Source organism: Affinirhizobium lemnae (assembly GCF_022968395.1).
Taxonomy (GTDB): Bacteria; Pseudomonadota; Alphaproteobacteria; order Rhizobiales; family Rhizobiaceae; genus Neorhizobium; species Neorhizobium lemnae.
This window is the reverse complement of the sequence record NZ_JALJQZ010000025.1, coordinates 1-20579: the sequence shown is the minus strand read 5'-3', so window position 1 is coordinate 20579 and position 20579 is coordinate 1. Positions and strand designations below refer to the sequence as shown.

Annotated in this window: 23 protein-coding genes and 1 pseudogene; 10 read left to right on the top strand and 14 right to left on the bottom strand. The window is 57.2% G+C overall.

The features are described from left to right. Window positions 1-7: 7 nt before the first annotated feature. Together MUU53_RS15300 and MUU53_RS15295 are read right to left on the bottom strand one after the other, a co-directional pair. Window positions 8-505: a siderophore-interacting protein gene (locus tag MUU53_RS15300; RefSeq protein WP_247261668.1), complete on the bottom strand. Its 498-nt coding sequence runs from the start codon at window positions 503-505 to the stop codon at window positions 8-10. 398 nt (window positions 506-903) lie between these two features. After that, window positions 904-1974 (bottom strand): DUF475 domain-containing protein, encoded by a 1071-nt coding sequence (locus tag MUU53_RS15295; RefSeq protein ID WP_247261667.1) that lies wholly within the window; start codon window positions 1972-1974, stop codon window positions 904-906. A 467-nt stretch (window positions 1975-2441) separates the two neighbouring features. On the opposite strand from MUU53_RS15295, the gene rbfA reads away from it, so the two are divergent. From rbfA to MUU53_RS15270, 5 genes are all read left to right on the top strand, one after another. Continuing rightward, on the top strand, window positions 2442-2858 hold the full coding sequence (gene rbfA / locus MUU53_RS15290; protein ID WP_165133596.1) for a 30S ribosome-binding factor RbfA: 417 nt from the start codon (window positions 2442-2444) through the stop codon (window positions 2856-2858). A 7-nt stretch (window positions 2859-2865) separates the two neighbouring features. After that, the gene (gene truB, locus MUU53_RS15285) at window positions 2866-3795 is read left to right on the top strand and encodes a tRNA pseudouridine(55) synthase TruB (protein ID WP_247261666.1); all 930 of its coding nucleotides are present in this window, start codon (window positions 2866-2868) and stop codon (window positions 3793-3795) included. 160 nt (window positions 3796-3955) lie between these two features. Beyond that, complete coding sequence (gene rpsO, locus MUU53_RS15280; protein ID WP_062554961.1) at window positions 3956-4225, top strand: 30S ribosomal protein S15; 270 nt, start codon at window positions 3956-3958, stop codon at window positions 4223-4225. Window positions 4226-4530: 305 nt separating this feature from the next. Beyond that, entirely contained in the window at window positions 4531-6666 is a 2136-nt protein-coding gene (gene pnp, locus MUU53_RS15275) for a polyribonucleotide nucleotidyltransferase (RefSeq protein WP_247261665.1), read from the top strand. A 179-nt stretch (window positions 6667-6845) separates the two neighbouring features. Then, entirely contained in the window at window positions 6846-7862 is a 1017-nt protein-coding gene (locus MUU53_RS15270; RefSeq protein ID WP_247261664.1) for a class I SAM-dependent methyltransferase, read from the top strand. 76 nt (window positions 7863-7938) lie between these two features. On the opposite strand, the gene fabI is transcribed toward MUU53_RS15270, so the two are convergent. The 3 genes from fabI to fabA all read right to left on the bottom strand — a co-directional run bounded on the left by fabI (window position 7939) and on the right by fabA (window position 10560). Beyond that, the gene (gene fabI, locus MUU53_RS15265) at window positions 7939-8745 is read right to left on the bottom strand and encodes an enoyl-ACP reductase FabI (protein WP_062554964.1); all 807 of its coding nucleotides are present in this window, start codon (window positions 8743-8745) and stop codon (window positions 7939-7941) included. A 4-nt stretch (window positions 8746-8749) separates the two neighbouring features. After that, window positions 8750-9973 carry a beta-ketoacyl-ACP synthase I gene (gene fabB, locus MUU53_RS15260; RefSeq protein ID WP_247261663.1) on the bottom strand — a complete coding sequence of 408 codons (1224 nt, stop codon included), beginning with the start codon at window positions 9971-9973 and terminating at the stop codon, window positions 8750-8752. A gap of 71 nt (window positions 9974-10044) precedes the next feature. Further along, window positions 10045-10560, bottom strand: a complete 516-nt coding sequence (fabA, locus tag MUU53_RS15255) for a 3-hydroxyacyl-[acyl-carrier-protein] dehydratase FabA (protein ID WP_247261662.1) — start codon at window positions 10558-10560, stop codon at window positions 10045-10047. Window positions 10561-10849: 289 nt separating this feature from the next. Between fabA and irrA the strand changes: the two genes are divergently transcribed. After that, entirely contained in the window at window positions 10850-11266 is a 417-nt protein-coding gene (gene irrA / locus MUU53_RS15250; RefSeq protein WP_165133584.1) for an iron response transcriptional regulator IrrA, read from the top strand. Here irrA and MUU53_RS15245 read toward each other — a convergent pair whose 3' ends face one another. Next, window positions 11267-11923 (bottom strand): trimeric intracellular cation channel family protein, encoded by a 657-nt coding sequence (locus MUU53_RS15245; RefSeq protein WP_247261661.1) that lies wholly within the window; start codon window positions 11921-11923, stop codon window positions 11267-11269. A 159-nt stretch (window positions 11924-12082) separates the two neighbouring features. On the opposite strand from MUU53_RS15245, the gene MUU53_RS15240 reads away from it, so the two are divergent. Next, window positions 12083-12538, top strand: a complete 456-nt coding sequence (locus MUU53_RS15240; protein ID WP_247261660.1) for a hypothetical protein — start codon at window positions 12083-12085, stop codon at window positions 12536-12538. Here the strand turns inward: MUU53_RS15240 and MUU53_RS15235 are convergent, their stop codons facing one another. The 6 genes from MUU53_RS15235 to MUU53_RS15210 form a co-directional block, all read right to left on the bottom strand. Then, the gene (locus MUU53_RS15235; protein WP_247261659.1) at window positions 12539-13312 is read right to left on the bottom strand and encodes a YdcF family protein; all 774 of its coding nucleotides are present in this window, start codon (window positions 13310-13312) and stop codon (window positions 12539-12541) included. It abuts the gene before it with no gap. A gap of 5 nt (window positions 13313-13317) precedes the next feature. After that, complete coding sequence (locus MUU53_RS15230) at window positions 13318-14025, bottom strand: YoaK family protein (protein WP_247261658.1); 708 nt, start codon at window positions 14023-14025, stop codon at window positions 13318-13320. Between the two features lie 126 nt (window positions 14026-14151). Further along, window positions 14152-14979 (bottom strand): alpha/beta hydrolase, encoded by an 828-nt coding sequence (locus MUU53_RS15225; RefSeq protein ID WP_247261657.1) that lies wholly within the window; start codon window positions 14977-14979, stop codon window positions 14152-14154. An 18-nt stretch (window positions 14980-14997) separates the two neighbouring features. Then, window positions 14998-15837 (bottom strand): tryptophan 2,3-dioxygenase, encoded by an 840-nt coding sequence (gene kynA, locus MUU53_RS15220; protein WP_247261656.1) that lies wholly within the window; start codon window positions 15835-15837, stop codon window positions 14998-15000. Continuing rightward, on the bottom strand, window positions 15834-17033 hold the full coding sequence (gene kynU / locus MUU53_RS15215; protein WP_247261655.1) for a kynureninase: 1200 nt from the start codon (window positions 17031-17033) through the stop codon (window positions 15834-15836). The genes kynA and kynU overlap by 4 nt, the downstream gene beginning before the upstream one ends. A gap of 120 nt (window positions 17034-17153) precedes the next feature. Further along, window positions 17154-17711 (bottom strand): DNA-3-methyladenine glycosylase, encoded by a 558-nt coding sequence (locus MUU53_RS15210; protein WP_247261654.1) that lies wholly within the window; start codon window positions 17709-17711, stop codon window positions 17154-17156. A gap of 109 nt (window positions 17712-17820) precedes the next feature. On the opposite strand from MUU53_RS15210, the gene MUU53_RS15205 reads away from it, so the two are divergent. After that, window positions 17821-18075 carry a hypothetical protein gene (locus MUU53_RS15205; protein WP_137135000.1) on the top strand — a complete coding sequence of 85 codons (255 nt, stop codon included), beginning with the start codon at window positions 17821-17823 and terminating at the stop codon, window positions 18073-18075. A gap of 35 nt (window positions 18076-18110) precedes the next feature. Here the strand turns inward: MUU53_RS15205 and MUU53_RS15200 are convergent, their stop codons facing one another. Further along, entirely contained in the window at window positions 18111-18929 is an 819-nt protein-coding gene (locus MUU53_RS15200; protein WP_247261653.1) for a DUF4214 domain-containing protein, read from the bottom strand. A 360-nt stretch (window positions 18930-19289) separates the two neighbouring features. Between MUU53_RS15200 and MUU53_RS15195 the strand changes: the two genes are divergently transcribed. Together MUU53_RS15195 and MUU53_RS15190 are read left to right on the top strand one after the other, a co-directional pair. Next, window positions 19290-19511, top strand: a complete 222-nt coding sequence (locus MUU53_RS15195) for a hypothetical protein (protein WP_247261652.1) — start codon at window positions 19290-19292, stop codon at window positions 19509-19511. Window positions 19512-19522: 11 nt separating this feature from the next. Continuing rightward, a complete protein-coding gene (locus tag MUU53_RS15190) occupies window positions 19523-20107 on the top strand; it encodes a hypothetical protein (RefSeq protein WP_247261651.1) in 585 nt (194 codons plus the stop codon). A 154-nt stretch (window positions 20108-20261) separates the two neighbouring features. On the opposite strand, the pseudogene MUU53_RS15185 reads toward MUU53_RS15190, so the two are convergent. Then, window positions 20262-20420 (bottom strand): annotated as a pseudogene (locus tag MUU53_RS15185) (IS3 family transposase); the annotation flags it as partial. Window positions 20421-20579 lie beyond the last annotated feature (159 nt).

The window sequence follows — 20579 nt, the reverse complement described above, 5'->3', positions numbered from 1 at the left end:
CCGAAGGTCAATCGTCGACGTGATCATGACCCCCGTTGCGGCCGGGGCGCCAGTAACCTTCTGATGCGATCCGATCCTGGCGGAAGCCACGTTCGATGAGATAATGGCGCTGAGCCCGCACATTGCTGGTCTCGCCGATGATGAGAGCCTGCCCATGTCCGTCAGGCAGCGCAAGCGTCCTCAGCCGATCAATCATCACCGAACTCGGACCTGCCTTGCCGCGTGCGACCCACTCGATCGTGACCTCGCCTTGCGTATTGAAGTCCTGTTTCCAGCTATCATCCTCGATCTCGATGAAAGCAACCGCTCGTGCGCCGGTCGGCAATGTCTCGAGAATGTGCAGGATGCTAGGAATACAGGTTTCGTCGCCAGTCAGCAGGTGCCAGTCGGCGTCCGGCCTGCAAACCACCCGTCCGCGCGGTCCCTTTACCTCGACCTGATCGCCCGGCTTTACGCTTCGGGCAAAGTTGGGACCGACGGAATTGCCGTGCAGAACGAAGTCCACAGAGAGGGTGCTGGCATCCCGTCAACTGCGCGCACGGTATAGTGCCGTCGTCCATGGCCGCCTGCTGGATCATTCAAGAAAAAGACGATGTCCTGTCCAGGTTTGTACTCGAAACGGTCTATGTTTTCCACGCTGAACACAATACGCCGCATCTTTGGCGTCACGTCGAAGCTTTTTACGACTGTGAGTGTCCAGGAGGGCAAATTGGGGCCTCGACGAGGCGTCTCTGTCACAGGGGGTGAAACTTGATCCATGGCAAATTCCTGAAAATTGAGAAGCAACTGCCTCCCTGAATAAATGCCAATTCCTGTATTTAAAAGTCATGTTTTATTACGGTTATGTCATGATACCTGTAAAATGATATCGGGCCCATCAAGGGCCCGATATCGTGTCTGAACTCAAGTAAGTGCCTCGGCACCATGCGCCTGTTCGCGTCGATTGTAGCGAATGGACGACCACAGCGAGAGACCGATCAGACCGGCGCCGCCAAGGCCGGTAATAACCTCCGGGATATGATACAGCGTCTGTACATACATGATGACCGAGAGGATCAGGATGGCATAGAAAGCGCCGTGCTCCAGGTAGCGATACTCTGCAAGCGTGCCTTTCTCCACCAGCATGATGGTCATCGAGCGCACATACATGGCGCCGATACCGAGGCCGATGGCGATGATGAACAGGTTCTGCGTCAGGGCGAAGGCCCCGATCACGCCGTCGAAGGAGAAGCTGGCATCGAGCACTTCGAGGTAGATGAACGCACCGAGGCCGCCTTTTGCCGCTTCGCTCATCGTCTTCTGGGACGCGTCAAGGACGCCGCCCAGTACTTCCACCAGAAGGAAGGTCAGCAAGCCGTAGACTGCCGCATGAACGAAGGTCGACGCATTGGCTTCTGGCAGCAATTGCGAGAACAGCATGATGAGCAGCAGGACAAAGGCGATCTCGACGCCCTTGATCGTCGCGAAACGTGCAATACGGCTTTCGAGGAATTCCACCCAATGCACATCCTTCTCATGGTTGAAGAAGAAGGTGAGGCCGACCATCATCAGGAAGGTACCGCCGAACGCGGCGATCGGCAGATGCGCCTCGTGCATGATACGTGAATATTCTTCCGGACGCGACGCCGCCAGAACGATGGCATCGATGGGTCCAATGCCTGCTGCGATCACAACGATCAGCAGCGGGAAGACGATGCGCATCCCAAAGACGGCAATCAGGATGCCCCATGTCAGGAAGCGCTGCTGCCACACGGGCGTCATGTCTTTGAGCTTGTTCGCATTGACGATGGCGTTATCGAAGGACAGGGAAATCTCCAGCACGGCCAGGACCGCACAGATAAAGAAGACCGTGAGGGTTCCGCTTACGGTTCCCGTCGACTGCCAGCCGAGAACGCCACCTAGCACAAGTCCGACAAAGGTGACGATGAATGCCCATCGGAAATAACCGAGGGTGGAGGATGATGAACTGCTCATGGCTGCACCTCCCGGCTATTGGAGATGGAGGGCATGCAAGAATTTGCGGGCACGCGCAGGGCGTCACCCGTCGAACGGATTGGATAGTAGGTCATGTTTGTTATCCGCCGGCTATGCTGCAGGCGGTACCGACATCGCGAGAGCGCCGTAAAAACTCTCGCCAGAGGGGCCCGGCACCAATGTTCAATCCCCGGCTTCGGTTTAGCCATGGGGGAGACAGCGGTTAAAATGGAGGATTCTCATGAAACGTCAAGTTTGATGTGCGACACGATAACGCATGAGGTCAAAAATTCGTGGGGTTCGGTTATCAAAAAACTCAGCTCTTCGTGAACGCATGTTTGGCAGATCTGCCCGGAAACCTTGACGTTTGGCATCAAGCGAGGCATTGAGCACGCCTGCCCGCGCCAACCGGTCCGGATTCTGCTATTCTGGCATCTTGAGATTGGCCGAAGGAAAGAAAAACAACAATGAGCAAAGCAACTTCTTCAGCGCCTTCCCAGCGCATGCTGCGCGTTGGCGAACAGGTTCGTGCCGCTATCACGCAAGTCCTGCAGCGGGGTGAAGTGCGCGACGATATCATCGAGCGTACGGTCATTTCTGTTTCGGAAGTGCGCATGTCGCCGGATCTCAAGATCGCAACCGCCTATGTCACGCCGCTGGGCGTATCCGATCATGCCAAGGTTATCGAAGCCTTGAACCGCAACGCGAAATTCATTCGCGGGCGTATGGGCGGCGCACTTCGCCAGATGAAATACATGCCCGAAGTTCGCTTCCGCGACGACACGAGCTTCGACAACTACAAGAAAATCGATGAGCTTCTGCGCTCACCGGAAGTCAGCCGCGATCTCGCCGCTGATGCTGAAAAAGATGACGAAAACGAATAAGAGCAAGATGTCCAAACCGCGTAAACCCAAGGGCCGGGCCATTTCCGGCTGGCTCGTTCTCGACAAGCCCGTTGATTTTGGCTCCACCGAAGCCGTGGGCAAGATCAAATGGCTGTTCAACGCCCAGAAGGCCGGCCATGCCGGTACGCTCGATCCGCTTGCATCCGGCATGTTGCCGATCGCTCTGGGCGATGCGACCAAGACCGTGCCTTACGTTATGGATGGGCGCAAGATCTACGAATTCACGGTTTCCTGGGGCGAAGAACGCACGAGCGACGATCTGGAAGGCGAGGTGACACAAACCTCTGACAAGCGTCCCACAGAGGAAGAGATCTTGGCGCTGCTGCCGAATTATACGGGCGTCATCAGCCAGGTTCCTCCGCAGTTTTCGGCCATCAAGATTGCTGGCGAGCGCGCCTACGATCTGGCGCGTGACGGCGAGACGGTCGAAATTCCGTCTCGAGAGGTTGAAATTCACCGGTTGACGCTGTTGAAGGCGGAACAGGATCGTGCCTTCTTCGAAGTCGAATGCGGCAAGGGCACCTATGTTCGGTCGCTGGCGCGCGATTTTGGCCGCGACCTTGGATGCTACGGCCATATTTCCGGCCTCCGCCGCACATTCGTCGCGCCTTTCGCTGAAGAGGCGATGGTGCCACTGGCGGAACTGGTGGCTCTGGAAGAGATCGAGGACCGTGACGAGCGTCTTGCGGCACTCGACGCATTCCTCATGGAGACGAGCGAGGCCTTGTCTGCGCTGCCGCAGATCCGCATCAGCGACGATCAGGCCCATCGTATTCGCATGGGCAATCCGATCATTCTGCGTGGACGCGATGCGCCCGTCGATGAGCCGGAGGCCGTGGCGCTTGCCGGTGGCAAGCTGGTAGCAATCGGCGAAATCGGACAGGGCGAGTTCCGGCCGAAGCGCGTTTTTGCCTGATTTAACGGCAATAACATAGCTCTTCCCATCAATGGCCGAATGGTTTATAGCCACGGCCAGCTAGGGTGCGCTTGCGCGTGCCCTTTGCGTTCATGGCCAAGGCTGGACGACATCCCGGCCTTTGGTGTCTTTATTCCTAAATTTCAGAAAGGATTGTCCGATGTCGATCACTGCAGAGCGTAAGGCTGCCCTCATCAAGGAATACGCAACCGTTGAAGGTGATACCGGTTCTCCGGAAATCCAGGTTGCTATCCTGACCGAGCGAATCAACAACCTCACCGAGCACTTCAAGGGCCACAAGAAGGACAACCACTCCCGTCGTGGCCTTCTCAAGATGGTCTCGAGCCGCCGTTCGCTGCTCGACTACTTGAAGAAGAAGGACGAAGGCCGTTACACGAAGCTCATCTCGAGCCTCGGTATCCGTCGCTAAGACCAGATTCGGTGGACGATCCAAAGGGTCGTTCGCCGCATTTCATCCGGGCGCAAGACCCGGAAACGGCCGCATGGATTGCGGCAGACTTGGCAGGCCCGGATCCGCCGTTCCTGCTAACTTAACCGATGACCTGTCATGGGGCAGGATTGCCGGATGCTTTCGCCAGAGACATGGTCTGGCTCATTGAAAGCCTCTTGTTGTCTTGCCCGTGATCTCGTCACACGAAGCGCTGGATGCGGCTTTCGGCATGCTCCCCTTGGCGGGTGAGGTGCAAGGCCGCCGCGCATGAAGGACTGAAAATCATGTTCAACACACATGCTGTCGAAATCGAGTGGGCAGGCCGCACACTCAGACTGGAAACCGGCAAGGTTGCTCGTCAGGCGGATGGCGCCGTCATCGCCACCTATGGCGAAACCGTTGTCCTGGCGACTGTGGTCTCTGCCAAGGAGGCGAAGCCGGGCCAGGACTTCTTCCCGCTCACCGTCAACTATCAGGAAAAGACCTATGCTGCCGGCAAGATCCCGGGCGGCTATTTCAAGCGTGAAGGTCGTCCTTCGGAGAACGAAACACTGGTTTCGCGCCTGATCGACCGTCCGATCCGTCCGCTCTTCCCGGAAGGCTACAAGAACGACACGCAGGTTGTCGTCACCGTCATTCAGCATGACCTGGAAAACAACCCGGACATCCTGTCCATGGTTGCAACCTCTGCTGCTCTGACGCTGTCCGGTGTTCCGTTCATGGGCCCGGTTGGCGGCGCACGCGTCGGCTACATCAATGGCGAATACGTTCTGAACCCGCACCTGGACGAGATGGACGAGTCGACACTCGATCTCGTTGTCGCCGGTACGTCCGACGCCGTTCTGATGGTTGAGTCCGAGGCCAAGGAACTCAACGAAGAAGTCATGCTCGGCGCCGTCATGTTCGGCCACAAGGGTTTCCAGCCGGTCATCGACGCCATCATCAAGCTGGCTGAAGTGGCTGCCAAGGAGCCGCGCGAATTCGAACCGGAAGATCATTCCGAACTCGAAGCCGAAATGCTGAAGCTTGCCGAAGCCGAACTGCGCGACGCCTACAAGATCACGCAGAAGGCAGACCGTTACGCTGCCGTTGATGCCGTCAAGGCAAAGGTCAAGGCCCACTTCCTGCCTGCCGAAGGCGAAGCCAAGTATGCGCCTGAAGTGGTTGCAGCCGTCTTCAAGCACCTGCAGGCCAAGATCGTTCGCTGGAACATCCTCGACACCAAGAGCCGTATCGACGGTCGCGACCTCGAAACCGTTCGTCCGATCATTTCGGAAGTTGGCATCCTGCCGCGCACACACGGTTCTGCTCTGTTTACCCGCGGTGAAACGCAGGCTCTGGTCGTTGCAACGCTCGGCACGGGCGAAGACGAGCAGTATGTCGACAGCCTGACGGGCATGTACAAGGAGCAGTTCATGCTCCACTACAACTTCCCGCCCTATTCTGTCGGTGAAACTGGCCGCATGGGCTCCCCGGGCCGCCGCGAAATCGGCCACGGTAAGCTCGCATGGCGCGCCATCCACCCGATGCTGCCCACGCCGGAACAGTTCCCCTACACGCTGCGCGTCGTGTCTGAAATCACCGAGTCCAACGGTTCGTCCTCCATGGCAACCGTTTGCGGCACCTCGCTGGCACTGATGGACGCAGGCGTTCCTTTGGCCAAGCCGGTTGCCGGTATCGCCATGGGCCTCATCCTTGAAGGTGAGCGCTTTGCGGTTCTCTCCGACATCCTGGGTGATGAAGACCACCTCGGCGACATGGACTTCAAGGTGGCCGGCACCGAAGCGGGCATCACCTCGCTGCAGATGGACATCAAGATCGCCGGTATCACCGAAGAGATCATGAAGGTCGCTCTCAACCAGGCCAAGGGTGGCCGTAACCACATTCTCGGCGAAATGGCCAAGGCCATCACCGAAAGCCGTGGTCAGCTGGGCGAATTTGCACCGCGCATCGAAGTCATGAACATCCCGGTCGACAAGATCCGTGAAGTCATCGGTTCGGGCGGTAAGGTCATCCGCGAAATCGTTGAGAAGACCGGCGCCAAGATCAACATCGAAGACGACGGTACGGTCAAGATCGCATCGGCTTCCGGCAAGGAAATCGAAGCAGCCCGCAAGTGGATTCATTCCATCGTGGCAGAGCCGGAAGTTGGCCAGATCTACGAAGGTACCGTCGTGAAGACAGCCGACTTCGGCGCATTCGTCAACTTCTTTGGCGCACGTGACGGCCTCGTTCACATCTCGCAGCTGGCTTCCGAGCGCGTTGCCAAGACCTCCGACGTCGTCAAGGAAGGCGACAAGGTCTGGGTCAAGCTGATGGGCTTCGATGAGCGTGGCAAGGTTCGCCTGTCCATGAAGGTTGTCGATCAGGCAACCGGCCAGGAAATCAAGAAGGCTGAAGGCGACGCTGCCGCTGAATAAGGTTTCTTCTTGAGACCATTCTTGGGGCGCGGGATCGTTTCCGCGCCCTTTTGCTATCCCGGAGCACGTCCGAGCAAAAGTGCCTTAGCGGTTTTGCGTCCGGACTGCGTAGAAACAAAGACACAGAGCATATTCAATGATCCGGTTGACCGGAAAAGCTCTAAGACCCGGAACCCATCATGATCCGCGACGCCGCTAAAACACTGTTTCATCCCTTCGCCATTGGCACGCTGGACGCGCCGGGTGAGGGCAGCCGCTTCCTCTTTCTTGCTGCGGAAGTGGCGCCTCGCTTACCCGAGGACTTCAAGGCTGAGATCCTGAACATCCAGCCGCTTCGCCCTCTCTTTCGTCCCTTGAGCGCGACCGGTGCCCATGTGGTGCCGGAAGTTGAAGGCGAGAACTTTGATGGTGCGCTTATCCTGTGCAGCAAGCACAAAGGCGAAAACGAGCAGAATGTTGCCGAAGCCCTGACGCGTGTGCGGGAAGGTGGGGTCATTGTTCTGGCCGGTGCCAAGGAAGACGGCATCCAGCCGCTTCGCAAGCAACTCGCCAATCTTGGCTTCGATGTGGAGCACATGCCGAAGTATCACGGGGTTGTCGCCTGGTGCACAAGACCGGCAGACGTTACGGCTGCTGTGGTCAAGCTCGCAAAGCAGCCGCAACTGATCGACGACCGGTTCGAGACCGTCGCTGGAACCTTCTCGCACGACCATGTCGATCCGGGCTCGGAGCTGCTCGCAAGCCGCCTGCCGCGCGATTTCGATGGAAACGCAGCCGATCTGGGCGCGGGTTGGGGCTATCTCTCGGTCATGCTCAAGGAAGCATCACCGCGTACCAACCGCATCGATCTCTTCGAGGCCGATCACCGTGCATTGGAGTTCGCAAAGCAGAACCTCGCGCGCAACTGCCCGGATCTCGCGACCCGCTTTTTCTGGCAGGATCTGGTGGCTGAGCCGATCAAGGAGAAGTACGATCTCGTGATCATGAACCCGCCATTTCATGAAGGCCACGCAGCCGATCCAGCCATCGGCCAGGCTTTCATCAAGGCAGCATCCAGCGCGCTGCGCATCGGCGGTCAGTTGCTGATGGTGGCCAATCGCGGTCTGCCCTATGAGCCAGTTCTGAAGGCAGAATTCAAGGAAAGCAGCGAAGTCTGCCGCAACGCCCGCTTCAAGGTGCTTCAGGCACGAAAGTAGGCCAAAGTCGCCATCCATTAGAAAAGGCCCCCGGATCGGATGATTCGGGGGCCTTTCTTGTTCGACGTTCGGTTCCTTACTCGGAGTCAGCGTTGCGCAAACGATCGAGATTGGGCAGCGAGGTAATGTTGTAGCCGGCATCCACGTAGTGGATTTCACCCGTGACGCCGCGCGAGAGGTCTGACAGAAGGTAGAGGGCGGAACCGCCGATATCCTCGATTGTCGCAGTGCGGCGGAGCGGCGAATTCTTCTGGTTCCAAGAGTAGATAGCGCGTGCATCGGAAATGCCGGCGCCAGCCAGGGTCCGGACGGGGCCAGCCGAGATCGCGTTGACGCGAATACCCTTCGGGCCATAGTCTGCTGCCAGATAGCGTACGGACGCTTCCAGAGCCGCCTTTGCGACGCCCATGACATTGTAGTTCGGGATAACGCGCACCGAGCCGCCATAGGTCAGCGTCAGCATCGCGCCTTCGTCCGTCATCAGTTCTGCGGCGCGCTTTGCGATCTCCGTGAAGGAGAAACAGGAGATGACCATCGTCCGGCTGAAGTTGTCACGGGTCGTATCTGCGTAGAGGCCCTTCAGCTCGTTCTTGTCGGAGAAGCCGATCGCATGGACGATGAAGTCCAGCTTGCCCCAGCGCTCCTTGATGGCATCGAACGTGGCATCGACAGATGCCAGATCCTCGACATCGCATGGCAGGACGAAATCGGAATTGACCTCCGCTGCCAGCGGCTTGACGCGACGGCCCAGCGCTTCACCCTGATAGGTAAAGGCCAGCTCTGCGCCCTGTGCCGAAACAGCCTTGGAGATGCCCCAGGCAATGGAGTGATTGTTCGCGACGCCCATGATGAGCCCGCGTTTTCCCTGCATGATACCGCTCATGGTCTTATCCGTTATAGCGCTGGAAGACGAGCGTGGCGTTGGTGCCGCCGAACCCGAAGGAATTGGAAAGGGCAATGTCGAATTTCGCATTGTCGATGCGCTGACGAACGACGGGCATATCGGCGAAATCGGGGTCGATCTCTTCGATATGTGCGCTTTCGCCAATAAAGCCAGCCTGCATCATCAGCAACGAATAAATCGATTCCTGCACGCCCGCCGCGCCGAGAGAATGGCCTGTCAACGACTTGGTGGACTGGATGTGCGGGATCTTGGAGCCAAAGACTTTGCGGATCGCTCCCATTTCCTTGGCGTCACCCACGGGCGTGGATGTGCCATGGGTGTTGATGTAGTCAACCTCGCCCTTAACTGTAGAGAGCGCCTGCCGCATGCAACGGATTGCGCCTTCGCCGGAGGGGGCAACCATATCGTAGCCGTCGGATGTCGCGCCATAGCCGACCACTTCGGCGTAGATCTTCGCGCCACGCGCCTTGGCGCGCTCCAGCTCTTCGAGAACCAGGACGCCTGCGCCACCGGCGATGACAAAGCCGTCTCGGTTGGCGTCATAGGCGCGCGAAGCAACCTCTGCGCGGTCGTTATACTTCGTCGACATGGCGCCCATGGCATCGAAGAGGTCGGACATCGTCCAGTCCAGATCCTCGTGGCCACCGGCAAACACCATATCCTGCTTGCCCCACTGGATCATTTCAACCGCATTGCCGATGCAGTGCGCCGATGTGGAGCATGCCGAGGAGATCGAGTAGTTCACGCCATGCAGCTTGAACCATGTTGCAAGCGTTGCAGAAGCGGTGGAGGACATGGCCTTCGGCACAGCAAACGGCCCAATGCGCTTGGGGCTGTTGTTCTGGCGCACGATATCGGCAGCTTCGACGATTTGGCGTGTCGAAGGACCGCCGGAGCCCATGATAATGCCGACGCGCTCATTCTGCGCGTAATCGGCTTCTTCCAGACCTGCGTCTGCAATCGCCTGCTTCATCGCGACATGGTTCCAGGCACCGCCTTGGGAGAGAAAGCGCATCGCGCGCCGATCCACCAACTCGGTCGGATCAAGGGTTGGCTTTCCCCATACCTGGCACTTGAAGCCGTGCTCGGCAAAATCGCTGGAGAATGTGATGCCGGATGTGGCATCGCGAAGCGAGGCAGTTACCTCACCGGCATTATTGCCGATCGAAGAAACGACACCCAAACCCGTGACAACTACCCGTCGCATGACAATGAACCTTTTTAAAACTGTTGAAGAGAGAAAGCCAACATCGTCGGCTTTCTGGCACTGGCCTCTAATCAGGCCGCCTTGTCTTTAGAAAGCCCGACGCGCAGGTCGGTCGCCTGGTATATCGTCTCGCCGTCAGCCTTTAGCCAGCCATCGGCGGTGCCAAGGACCAAACGTCCACGCATGATACGCTTGAAATCGATGCCGTATTCCACAAGTTTGGTGTGCGGGCGAACCATGCCCTTGAACTTGACTTCGCCAGTTGAGAGCGCCATCCCACGGCCTTCCTCACCTAGCCAGCCGAGGAAGAAGCCCGTTAGCTGCCACATTCCGTCAAGGCCGAGGCATCCTGGCATGATCGGATTTCCTTCAAAATGGCACGGAAAATACCAGTCATCCGGACGCACATCGAACTCGGCGCGCAGAAAGCCCTTGTCGAACGCGCCGCCTGTTTCGGAAATTTCCGTGATCCGGTGAACCATCAGCATGGGCGGCAGCGGCAATTGCGCATTGCCCGGCCCAAATAGTCTGCCGTGGGCGCACTCGATCAGTTCTTCATATGTGTAGCTGGATTGTCTGCTGCTCATGAGGTCTTTCCGTTCCCCCTCGTCTTCGGTCCACAGCGTGTTTAAAGCAAGACCGCTGGAAAATGAAGCGCAAGGCTTCGGTCTCTCGCGGATAAGCAGAAACCGCTCGCGCCATCTTGGTGGTCGGCATATAGGAAGCGGCACCGGCAAACCAGAGGCTTTGAGCGCATTTTTCGCATTTCGACCGAACAGGAACCTTAGAAGCGCCATTTCTCGCTATTGAAAGTAAGGGCTGCAAAAGTTATATCGAAAACTTGAGTACATTGGTCTTGATGGAGCAAGGCAACGAATGGCGGACGCCACAGTTCAAGTGGAAACAAGACTTCGCGCGTGCGGCTTGCGCCCGACACGTCAGCGCGTGGCGCTGGCCGATCTCCTGTTCGCCAAAGGTGATCGTCATCTGACGGTTGAAGAACTGCATGAAGAAGCCTCCCAGGCGGGCGTGCCTGTATCGCTGGCGACCGTCTACAATACGCTCCACCAGTTTACGGAAGCCGGACTGATTCGCGTTCTGGCCGTCGAGAGCGCCAAGACCTATTTCGATACGAATATCTCCGATCACCACCACTTCTTCGTCGAGGGACGCAACGAGGTGCTGGATATTCCGGTCAGCAACATCGAAATCGGCAATCTTCCCGAAGCACCCGAGGGAATGGAAATCGCCCATGTGGATGTGATCATCCGCCTGCGCGAAAAGAAATCCTGATCAATTCCGCTTTTTGGTTTTCGTCTTCAGTGCCTCGTCTGCGGGCCTGCCTGGACGCGGGCGATAGCGTGGCAGCCTCCATCCGAAATGCAGTGCACCTCCGCGAAGCGCAAAAGCGATGAAGATGCCCGCTGCGGAACTGGCGGCCAGCGGCAGATCCAGTAGTTGTGCGGCTGTGAAGGCGCTGGCGCCAGCGAGTGCAGCCGTCACATAGATTTCGGGACGCAGCAGAATTGACGGCTCGTTGGCAATCAGATCGCGCAGAATGCCGCCGAAAGTGGCAGTCATCGTGCCGGTAACGATGGCGATGGTTGGCGAACCGGTGGTTGCCAAGCCCTTGGCCGCGCCCATGACGCTATAGGCCGAGAGACCGATCGCATCCAGCCAGATCAGCAACTGGTAGCGCCATTCGATCATGTGCGCTGTCAGAAACACGATGATTCCAACTGCGACACAGATGAGCAGATAGGTCGGATCCGCGACCCAGAATACGGGCTTGCCGAGTACGAGATCGCGCAAGGTACCCCCGCCCACGCCCGTGGCCGCCGAGAAAAACAAGAAGCCGATGAGATCCAACTGCTTGCGTGATGCTGCAAGCGCGCCCGTTGCAGCAAAAAGGGCGACACCTGCGTAATCCAGCAATCCCAGCAGAGCCATGGCAGGCCGCTCCCCTTAATGTTCACAAGCGTCGCACAAGTACGGCGCGATTATATGCGCGGCATCTGATTTTGATGCCGCCGTCCCGGCAGGTTTGTATGCCGTGAAAAAGCATCGGGGAAGTCGATCGTGATAAAAACCTTCAGCACTCTTGTCTTAATGTCATTGCTCCTCATACTCATGGCAGTCGCGCCCTCGGTTGCCTCTGCGCAGCAGCAGTTGTTGAGTGATCCCGAGATCTACGAAAAGGATCACTACCGCAAGGAATGCCCCGGCGTTTTGTTCGGCGATGGCTTTATCAAGCGCTTTGACGTCAATAATGATGGATTGATCGACGCCGTTGTCAATCATGGTGAAATGACATGTAACGGCCAGAAGGGCATTGGCTGCAACGAGGAAGGTTGCCCCAACAACTTTTATTTGCAGGTCAAGGAAGGTGGCTACTTCATGATCGCCACCGCCCAGATCTATGGCTATGATTTCGTCAAACGGTTCGGCAACATGGTGTTCGTATTCAAGATGCACCCTAAGTATTGCAACCGCACCGAAAAGCCCGATTGCGAAATGACGGTCCGCATTCGTGGCGCACAGATGGTCACGATCTCGAAGAAGTAGTCAGCCGGTTCGCCCGGATAGCCGATAGGCGATGATCGCCAGCCATTCCCGGACTGCCGTTGCCATGTTCTGGGCATTGAGCGAAGGTTGGGTGAAATCGAAGTCGATCTCCGTCTTGCCAGTCGTTCGATAGTCGACCGGGTAGGGAACGACGCCGATCCCCATTTTGGCAAAGAGCGCCGTGGCGCGTGGCATGTGAAAGGCGGAGGTCACCAGCAGGCAATCTGTCAGGCCGTGCCGCTCTAAGAGCTCCCTGGTGTTGGCTGAGTTCTCAAACGTGTTGCGCGACGTGTTTTCCTTGATCAGACGGTCGGCGTTGATCCCGAAATCGGTAAAAAACCGTTCTGTCGCCTCTGCTTCACCTTCATAACGCCCGCTGAACGAGCCATCGCCACCGGAAATGATCAACCTGGCTTGCGGGTATTTCAGAGCCAGTCTCACCGTCTGCGTATAGCGGTCCGCCGCTGCGTTGAACTCTATGCCACCGCGTGTGTCCATCACGTCATTTTCGATCGCGCCGCCCAGCATGATGATGCAGGAAACGGAGGCAGGGTCCGGTTGAGGGCGGACCGCCTGGTTCTCGAGCCTTTGCAGAACAACGTTGCCGGTTGTCGTGTAAAGCGTCACGAACAGCATAAGCGCAGCAAGGCTCGAAAACAGGAAACCGGATTTCCGCCATCCTGCGAGGTTGAGAAGCAGCGCCAGCAGGATCGCCAGGAACACAAGCGAAAGCGGCTGTGCGACCAGCCAGACGATCTTCGAGAGATAAAACATGAACACTATCTACGTGAGGTGCTGGCAGGGCGCTGGTTATAGTGGTGGTGCAGCGTCTTGCGGATAAAAAGCGACGAAATGGCGATGCCCATGGCAAAAACCGCCGCAAGTAACAATGATTCGCGCGCAAATGCACCGCCGATCAGGGCGCCGCACAGGGCACCCGTCACCATGCCGGACCAGGGTACGATCTGGATGGACCAGTCCAGCCGCCGGTCTCCCATGATGAAGCGGCCAATGCCGCGCCCCAGGCGCGATAATGCCCCCGTTACATAGGTGAGACCGATCGGCAGGCCTTCGATCTGTTCGACGGCGGCGTTCACGACGCCCATGGCGAGAACGACGAGGTAAAAGCGCAAGACGCCAAGCTGCGGCTGGTCCAATATCGAAGCGAAGCTGAGGAGCAGGGCCACCGTCGCCAGAACCCCGAAGATCCTGCGTCGAACGATACTGGCGATGACAATGCCTAGCGCGTTGCCCATGACAAAAAGGGCAATGGCGCCGAGCAGCACCAGTCCATGCCCCCAGTTGCCATCCACGAAGAAAATCGCGGCGCGGGTGGTATTGCCCGTCATGAACGAAACAAAGTCGCCGGAAAGCCGCAGACCGATGGCATCAGTCATTCCGGCCAGGAAGGAAATCGCGGCAACGAGCGCAATCCCTGTCCAGGCATGTTGCGCCCGAATCAATCGCTTTCGTCTCGCCATGGTCATTGGTCGTCACCCGGTGATTCGCATTCCGTCCCACCCAAGCGTAGATCCCCTTCAGACCGAAGGGGAGGGGATATGTTGAGGTCGGTCGCTCACATTTTACAGACGAACACGACGAAGCGTGAAAAGTCAGGAGAGGAGGGTCTTCACCAGAGGATGATGAGGATCGGCAAGCCCATCGACAATCGTGAAATGGTGCTTGTCAGGTTCCGCATAGGCTCCGGTTTCCGCGCCGAGACCGAGCCACACGCTGGCCATCAACGTATTCTGGCGAACGAATTCAGAGCGCTCGTTCGCACCTACCCAGCAGAAAAGGCGCGTGTCGCGACCGGGCCTCATCAAGACGGGACTTTCCTGAGCGGCCTCCTCATCATCAAGCCGCAGCTTCGCATTGAGGTTGGTGTTCACCAGCGGCCGCAGATCATGAACGCCGGAAATCGAAACCACCGTCCGCACCCGTGAACGAACATCGTTCGGCAGGGGTGAGGTTTCGGCTACCATACGCGTGACGAGATGTCCGCCGGCGGAGTGGCCTGTCAGGTGGATTGGTCCGTCGATCTCGCCTGCCGCATCCGAAATCGCAGCGGCGACTTCCTGAACGATGTCCCCTACGCGCGCATCCGGACAAAGCGTGTAGGAAGGCATGGCCACCGCAAAGCCATGCTCGATGCTGCCATTAGCCAGATGCGACCAGTAGCTTTTGTCGAGCGCCTGCCAGTAGCCGCCGTGGACGTAGACGACCAGACCCTTCGGAGTTCCTTGTGGCAGGAAGAGATCAAAGCGATTGCGCGGGTTTGCTCCATAGGAAAGATCGAGCCGGGCACGACCTGCTTCGATCATGCGTTCGCGATAGAGCCTTGCCGGTTCCACCCAGACTTCAGGCCAGGCTTCGCCGCGCGGGATGTTGCCGCCGTTCGTATAGGCGTCACTCCAATCATCGATACGGTAAAACAGCATGAATCCCTCCCGCTGGTGTCAAAGTACGGTTCTGACGCGCCACAATTCTGGAAACAGTTCCACCTCCAGCATCTTCTTCAGATACTGGGTGCCAGACGTCCCACCAGTGCCACGCTTGAAGCCGATGACACGCTCGACGGTGGTGACATGGTTGAAACGCCAGCGACGGAAATAGTCTTCGAAATCCACCAGCTTTTCCGCCAACTCGTAAAGCACCCAATGTTTGCCGGGCGCCGCATAGACGGCTCGCCAGGCTTCCAGCACCTGCTCGCTCTCAGCACGTTTGTCACGCCAATCCTGGCGTTCGCCGTCAGCGCCGATGTCGAAACCGCTTCGTCCGAGAAGCAGAATGGCTTCATCGTAGAGACTGGGGCGGGAAAGAATGTCTTCCAGATGCGCCATCAGGTCCGGTCTGTGCTGGTGCGGCCCCAGCATGGCCGCATTGCGATTGCCCGCCAGAAACTCAATGGCGCGATACTGATAGGACTGAAAGCCGGAAGACTGACCAAGCGCGTTGCGGAAATCGGTATATTCGCTTGGCGTCATCGTGCGTAGCACGTCCCAGGCACTGTTCAACTGCTCGAATATGCGTGCCACGCGTGACAGCATCTTGAACGCGGGCTGCGGATCGTCCCGTCGAATGGCCTGCATGGCGGAGGTGATCTCGTGGATCGCGAGCTTCATCCAGAGCTCGGACGTCTGATGCTGGATGATGAAGAGCAACTCGTCATGTGCGCTGGAAAGTGGTTTCTGAGCAGAAAGGATCGGGTCGAGCTGCAGATAGTCCGTATAGGACATGCGCTCGCGAAAGGACATTTGCGCCCCCTCCCGGGAAGGATCATAGGGCTTGTCGGTCACGTCACGAGCGCCTTCTGCTTGAACTGTGGCTGATCCCAGAGATTGTTCGTCATGATGTCGGCCAGAATATCGACAGCAGCGCGAACGTCGGTCTCATCGATGTAAAGCGGCGTGAAACCAAAGCGGATTGCATCCGGCGCCCGGAAGTCGCCAATCACGCCGCGGCTGATCAAGGCCTGCATGATCGCATAGCCTTGGGGATGAATGAAGGATACCTGGCTGCCCCGCTTGCTGCCGTCCCGTGGTGAACCGAGTTTCAGGCTCGGGCATTTGCCTTCAACCTCACGAATGAACAGATCGCACAGTGCAATCGACTTCTGTCGGATATCGGCCATGTCGATGCCGTCCCACGCATCGAGAGCCGCATCGAGCGCCGCCAGCGCAATGATCGGCGGTGTACCGACGCGCATGCGGTCTATTCCGTCGCCCGGTCGATAGGTGAGATCGAAAGCAAACGGTCTTTCGTGGCCCAGCCATCCCGAGAGGGCAGGACGTGCCTTGTCCGCCCATTGCGGCGCCACATAGATGAAGGCGGGCGCACCCGGCCCACCGTTCAGATATTTGTAAGTGCAGCCCACGGCGAAATCGGCTTCAGCCCCCGCGAGGTCAACCGGGATGGCGCCTGCAGAATGCGCCAGATCCCAGATCGCAAGTGCACCCACGGCATGGGCCTTGGCGGTCAGCGCCTTCATGTCATGCAGCCGGCCAGTGCGATAATCCACTTCCGTCAACAGCGTTACGGCCACGGTTTCGTCGATCGCCGCCTCCACGTCGTCCGGCGCGACAACTTTCAGCACGTAACCGCGATCAAGAGACTTAAAGAGCCCTTCCGCCATGTAGAGATCGGACGGAAAGTTGCCGCTGTCCGACAGGATCACCCGGCGGCTTTTGTCTTCAACGAGATCAAGGGCTGAGGCGAGTGCCTGATAAACCTTGATGGAAAGCGTGTCACCCATGACCACGGTTCCGGCAGGTGCACCGATCAGTCTGCCAACGCGGTCGCCTATCCGGCGTGGCATGGTCATCCACTGCGCGTCGTTCCAGCCGCGGATCAGCATCTCGCCCCACTGATGTGTCATCAACGAGGAAACCCGCTCCACGGCTGAATGCGGCAAGGGCCCGAGCGAATTCCCATCCAGATAAATGACACCATCCGGCATGTGAAACAAAGTACGTGTCCTAGCAAAATCCATCATGCCGACAATCCCATCATAAACCTCACCGCCTCGTCATAGCCGAAGAATACAGACGATGACGATAATCCAGATATTTTAAGTTTAAAATAGTCCTAGTGAGGTGACTGCCAATTTTACCAATCAAGACGACCTGAATTTTTTGCTCACGTAGACGGAATCCTGCAGGCCGAATCGCCAGAGATGATCAACCGCCTTGCTGATGCCGATTCTCCGGTCGGTGACGACCAGCACCGGCTCGCGGGATGGTTTCAGTTTGAAGGGCGCGTCTGACAAGGGTAGGCCATCATGCCGGATGTCGATGCCGAGTGCCTGCGAAACCCTTCCGGGTCCAGCGCATAGCAGCAATGGATCGGAAACCCGGCGCCGCTCTTCCATCTCTGCCAGGCCGTGGACCGGCTGGAGGGCGCGGATCAGCACCGCGCTTGCGGGAAGGCACACGAAGTTCAGGCACCAGTGAATGCCATAGGAACGGTAGACATAGGCGTGCGCTGGCGGCCCGAACATGGAGCGGTTGCGGTTCGTCTGGCCGCGAAAACTATGCGAAGCCGGATCGTCGGGCATATAGGCTTCAGTCTCGACGATGACCCCGCCAATCCCATCAACGCAAAGGTTCGCACCGATGAGATCGCGGGCAACCTCGACGGCGCTCCTGTTGAAGAACTTTTTGGATTCCTGCAAACGCCTCTTTCTCCCATTGCCATGTCACTATCTGGACGCGGCGAAAACATTCGGCAAGTCAAAGATCAGCAGGCTTGCCATCGTCAAGCTACCATCTTAGGTAAGCGGCATGGCTGCGCGCGATCGATACTCCCGGAAACTTGAATGCCCTCAATGCGGACACTCTGGCTTTGCCGAGGTTTCCGAGGATGATGACCCGCGCCGTAAAGACCCCGGCTTCCAGATCGACGAAATGCCGAAGGGCTTCTCGACCGAATTCGCGTCACGCGATCCGCGCAAATACATGCTGCGCTGCCAGTGCAGCCACAAGTTTCGCTTTGAAAGCAAAAGCGTTTACGCGCCGGGCGGAGAGCCAAGGCGCTAGGTCTGAGACAATACGCATCAGACACAACAGCCCTGTTAATCGTTGCCCGAAGCCCGCTCGTTCGTGTCCCGAAAATGCCGCACAATGTATTCTCTGGTAATCCCGTCAGCCAGCTGTGAGAGCCAATAGGCGCGCCCGTCATCGTCTGGTTCTCGCTTCAGGATTGTGCTATAGGCGGCCTCGATGAATTCCTCATTCGTCCCCTCGGTGATGAGGCGATCTGGCGGGGAATGACTAACTTTCCTTGCGACCACATCCAGCAACCATTGATCATGACGACCAAAATAAACAACCTCGAAGCCTGCCTTCTCAAGCGCATCCCGCATCCAGGTTTCGGTAAAGCCACTCAAGTGGAAGTCACCGACATAGCCTTGGGTACCGAATATGCACTGCAGGAGCCTATTGTGTTCCTCGGGGTTGTCCCGTTCGGGTTGGCGCATGAGATCGGTGATGGCGATGACGTCCGTTGTGCGGACTTCAAGCAGGCCATCATGGCGAAGAACGCGGTTCCATTCGTGCAGGGCAGTCAAGACGGTGTCTCTGCTTACATGTTCAAGGACATCTTGAGCCAGTGCATAGGCAGCATAATTGTCCCCGATCGTGACCAGCTTGGTCACATCCGCCACGATATCGGGTGAGTGACGTTCGTGCATATCCACGTTGATCCAGCCGACCTTGTTGTCGTGGCCCGAACCTAGATTTAGTTTAGGGCCTTCCACAGTGTCGGCAGAAGGCTTTACCTGGTGGACCTCCGCAGGCGCCGCCGCGGTCTCAATCGGAGCAGTCTCCTCCGCCTCCACACAAGCGGTTTTGAGCCCGTTGATCAGAATGCTGAGAGGATTACGAATGCCCACGTGACTACCTTTCACATTAATGCAACCAAGTGATAGTCTCGGATGTATTGATGATCAAGATCATTTTCGCCTTTAGGACGAGTTAGGTGCTTCAATGCTCACTATAGTGGTGCATACACACATGGCGCACATCCGGTTCATACGGGTTCAACCCCTGAATTGCTCTCATACAGAATGAGAATTCCAGGATCGTGGCGAGGGACAAGCCATCGGTTGTGAACTGATGGGTTGGATGCTCCCTCTGGAGGCAAAGGCAACTATCCGGATGGCTTTGTCGCGGACATCGCGTAGGGTGTCGGTTCGGGCCTTGACTCACGTTTGATAAAAATCAAACAATATATCGGATTTATGGAGGGCGTAATGTCAAAATTGGCCGAACTTCTTAAACAAAAAGCTGAAATCGAAGCCGCAATCGAGAAGGTTCGAGAGACTGAAATTGTTGATCTGAAGCGTCGATTTGCCGAGTTGGCGCTTCAGCTTCGTGAGTTGAATGGATTGCCTCCGTCTTTGGTTGAAGCGTTCACGGACAAGGCAGGCACGTTCAACTCGTACCGCACGATGAAAGTCAAGAAGCCTTCCTAGCGGAGAGGCACATGCGGCTTAGGGACCATTCCAGTGGCGCGGCATCTGCAGCCCGTATGCGCGCCCATATTCTAAGGTCGGGTTACACGCTTTTCGGGCAACGGGTGTGGACTGACGGCGAAAATTTCATTTGTCGTCTTTTTTATCCAGACTACTTCTCCCTTAGACAAATCCTCTACAATAGATCGTTCACAGTGATCAAATCACATTGTCATGCGATTGGCTTATGTCGTAAGCGGCATCACTGGGGAGCATTGGACAAGGTACGTCTGAAGAAACTCTATCCCACCGGGACCCGCGCCGAAATCTGCGCGGCCTTTCCAGGCGTCGAATGGGATAACATCTGTGCAGTAGCGCGCTATTACGGTTATCGTCGCAAAAAGCGCCCCTACAAACTGACTGGCGTTCCTGCATTGGATGCGGTGCGTTCACGCTGTTATGACGTAAAAATCAACATGCGCGAGTTGGACGAAGACTGCCGCACAAAGACATATTTCCAGAAGCGCGGATGTCGTCCGCAGTATCCAAACTTCAGAGCTATAAACAGAGCAGCGATCTACCTCGGCGGGCATCTAATTTTCCATTTGCCCGAATGATCCCAGATACAAGTAGAGGCGGTGAGTATTTTAAGAGTCGCCCCAACAATCCCGTTTCTCAACGGCAGATAACCGCAATCCTGCTTCTTACCGTTTGATAGCGGCTTATGCTGTCAGAAAACAACCGCACCGAGGGTGACCTTGCCCCCAAGTTTTATCCAGTTTTGAATTCGCTCCGGTGGTTTTGGGTTACGGTATTGTGGGCGCTAGCGGCGAGTTGCGGTGCGGAGCCATTCCGGCTGTGCACCGCATCACGTCGCGGGTTGATGGTCTGAGCGAACTCGGCTGGTGTCAGCGAGCCGACGCCGGTGTGGTTGCCCCTAACCGCCAATTGCTGAAACTCGCTGCCGTCCACAAAGAACTCAAGTTTGCGGGTACAGCAGATCAGATGAAAATCCTAGGCGGTAGTGACGATTTAGCTATTTGAGCCAGATGGCGATGGCTGCGAGTTTGACGAATCCCATGAAGTTGG

Excerpts from the sequence above, each read along its gene's own strand:
- MUU53_RS15295 (WP_247261667.1), bottom strand. The coding sequence starts at position 1,974 with ATGAGCAGTTCATCATCCTCCACCCTCGGTTATTTCCGATGGGCATTC.
- rbfA (WP_165133596.1), top strand. The coding sequence starts at position 2,442 with ATGAGCAAAGCAACTTCTTCAGCGCCTTCCCAGCGCATGCTGCGCGTT.
- truB (WP_247261666.1), top strand. The coding sequence starts at position 2,866 with ATGTCCAAACCGCGTAAACCCAAGGGCCGGGCCATTTCCGGCTGGCTC.
- rpsO (WP_062554961.1), top strand. The coding sequence starts at position 3,956 with ATGTCGATCACTGCAGAGCGTAAGGCTGCCCTCATCAAGGAATACGCA.
- pnp (WP_247261665.1), top strand. The coding sequence starts at position 4,531 with ATGTTCAACACACATGCTGTCGAAATCGAGTGGGCAGGCCGCACACTC.
- MUU53_RS15270 (WP_247261664.1), top strand. The coding sequence starts at position 6,846 with ATGATCCGCGACGCCGCTAAAACACTGTTTCATCCCTTCGCCATTGGC.
- fabI (WP_062554964.1), bottom strand. The coding sequence starts at position 8,745 with ATGAGCGGTATCATGCAGGGAAAACGCGGGCTCATCATGGGCGTCGCG.
- fabB (WP_247261663.1), bottom strand. The coding sequence starts at position 9,973 with ATGCGACGGGTAGTTGTCACGGGTTTGGGTGTCGTTTCTTCGATCGGC.
- fabA (WP_247261662.1), bottom strand. The coding sequence starts at position 10,560 with ATGAGCAGCAGACAATCCAGCTACACATATGAAGAACTGATCGAGTGC.
- irrA (WP_165133584.1), top strand. The coding sequence starts at position 10,850 with ATGGCGGACGCCACAGTTCAAGTGGAAACAAGACTTCGCGCGTGCGGC.
- MUU53_RS15245 (WP_247261661.1), bottom strand. The coding sequence starts at position 11,923 with ATGGCTCTGCTGGGATTGCTGGATTACGCAGGTGTCGCCCTTTTTGCT.
- MUU53_RS15240 (WP_247261660.1), top strand. The coding sequence starts at position 12,083 with ATGTCATTGCTCCTCATACTCATGGCAGTCGCGCCCTCGGTTGCCTCT.
- MUU53_RS15235 (WP_247261659.1), bottom strand. The coding sequence starts at position 13,312 with ATGTTTTATCTCTCGAAGATCGTCTGGCTGGTCGCACAGCCGCTTTCG.
- MUU53_RS15230 (WP_247261658.1), bottom strand. The coding sequence starts at position 14,025 with ATGACCATGGCGAGACGAAAGCGATTGATTCGGGCGCAACATGCCTGG.
- MUU53_RS15225 (WP_247261657.1), bottom strand. The coding sequence starts at position 14,979 with ATGCTGTTTTACCGTATCGATGATTGGAGTGACGCCTATACGAACGGC.
- kynU (WP_247261655.1), bottom strand. The coding sequence starts at position 17,033 with ATGATGGATTTTGCTAGGACACGTACTTTGTTTCACATGCCGGATGGT.
- MUU53_RS15205 (WP_137135000.1), top strand. The coding sequence starts at position 17,821 with ATGGCTGCGCGCGATCGATACTCCCGGAAACTTGAATGCCCTCAATGC.
- MUU53_RS15195 (WP_247261652.1), top strand. The coding sequence starts at position 19,290 with ATGTCAAAATTGGCCGAACTTCTTAAACAAAAAGCTGAAATCGAAGCC.
- MUU53_RS15190 (WP_247261651.1), top strand. The coding sequence starts at position 19,523 with ATGCGGCTTAGGGACCATTCCAGTGGCGCGGCATCTGCAGCCCGTATG.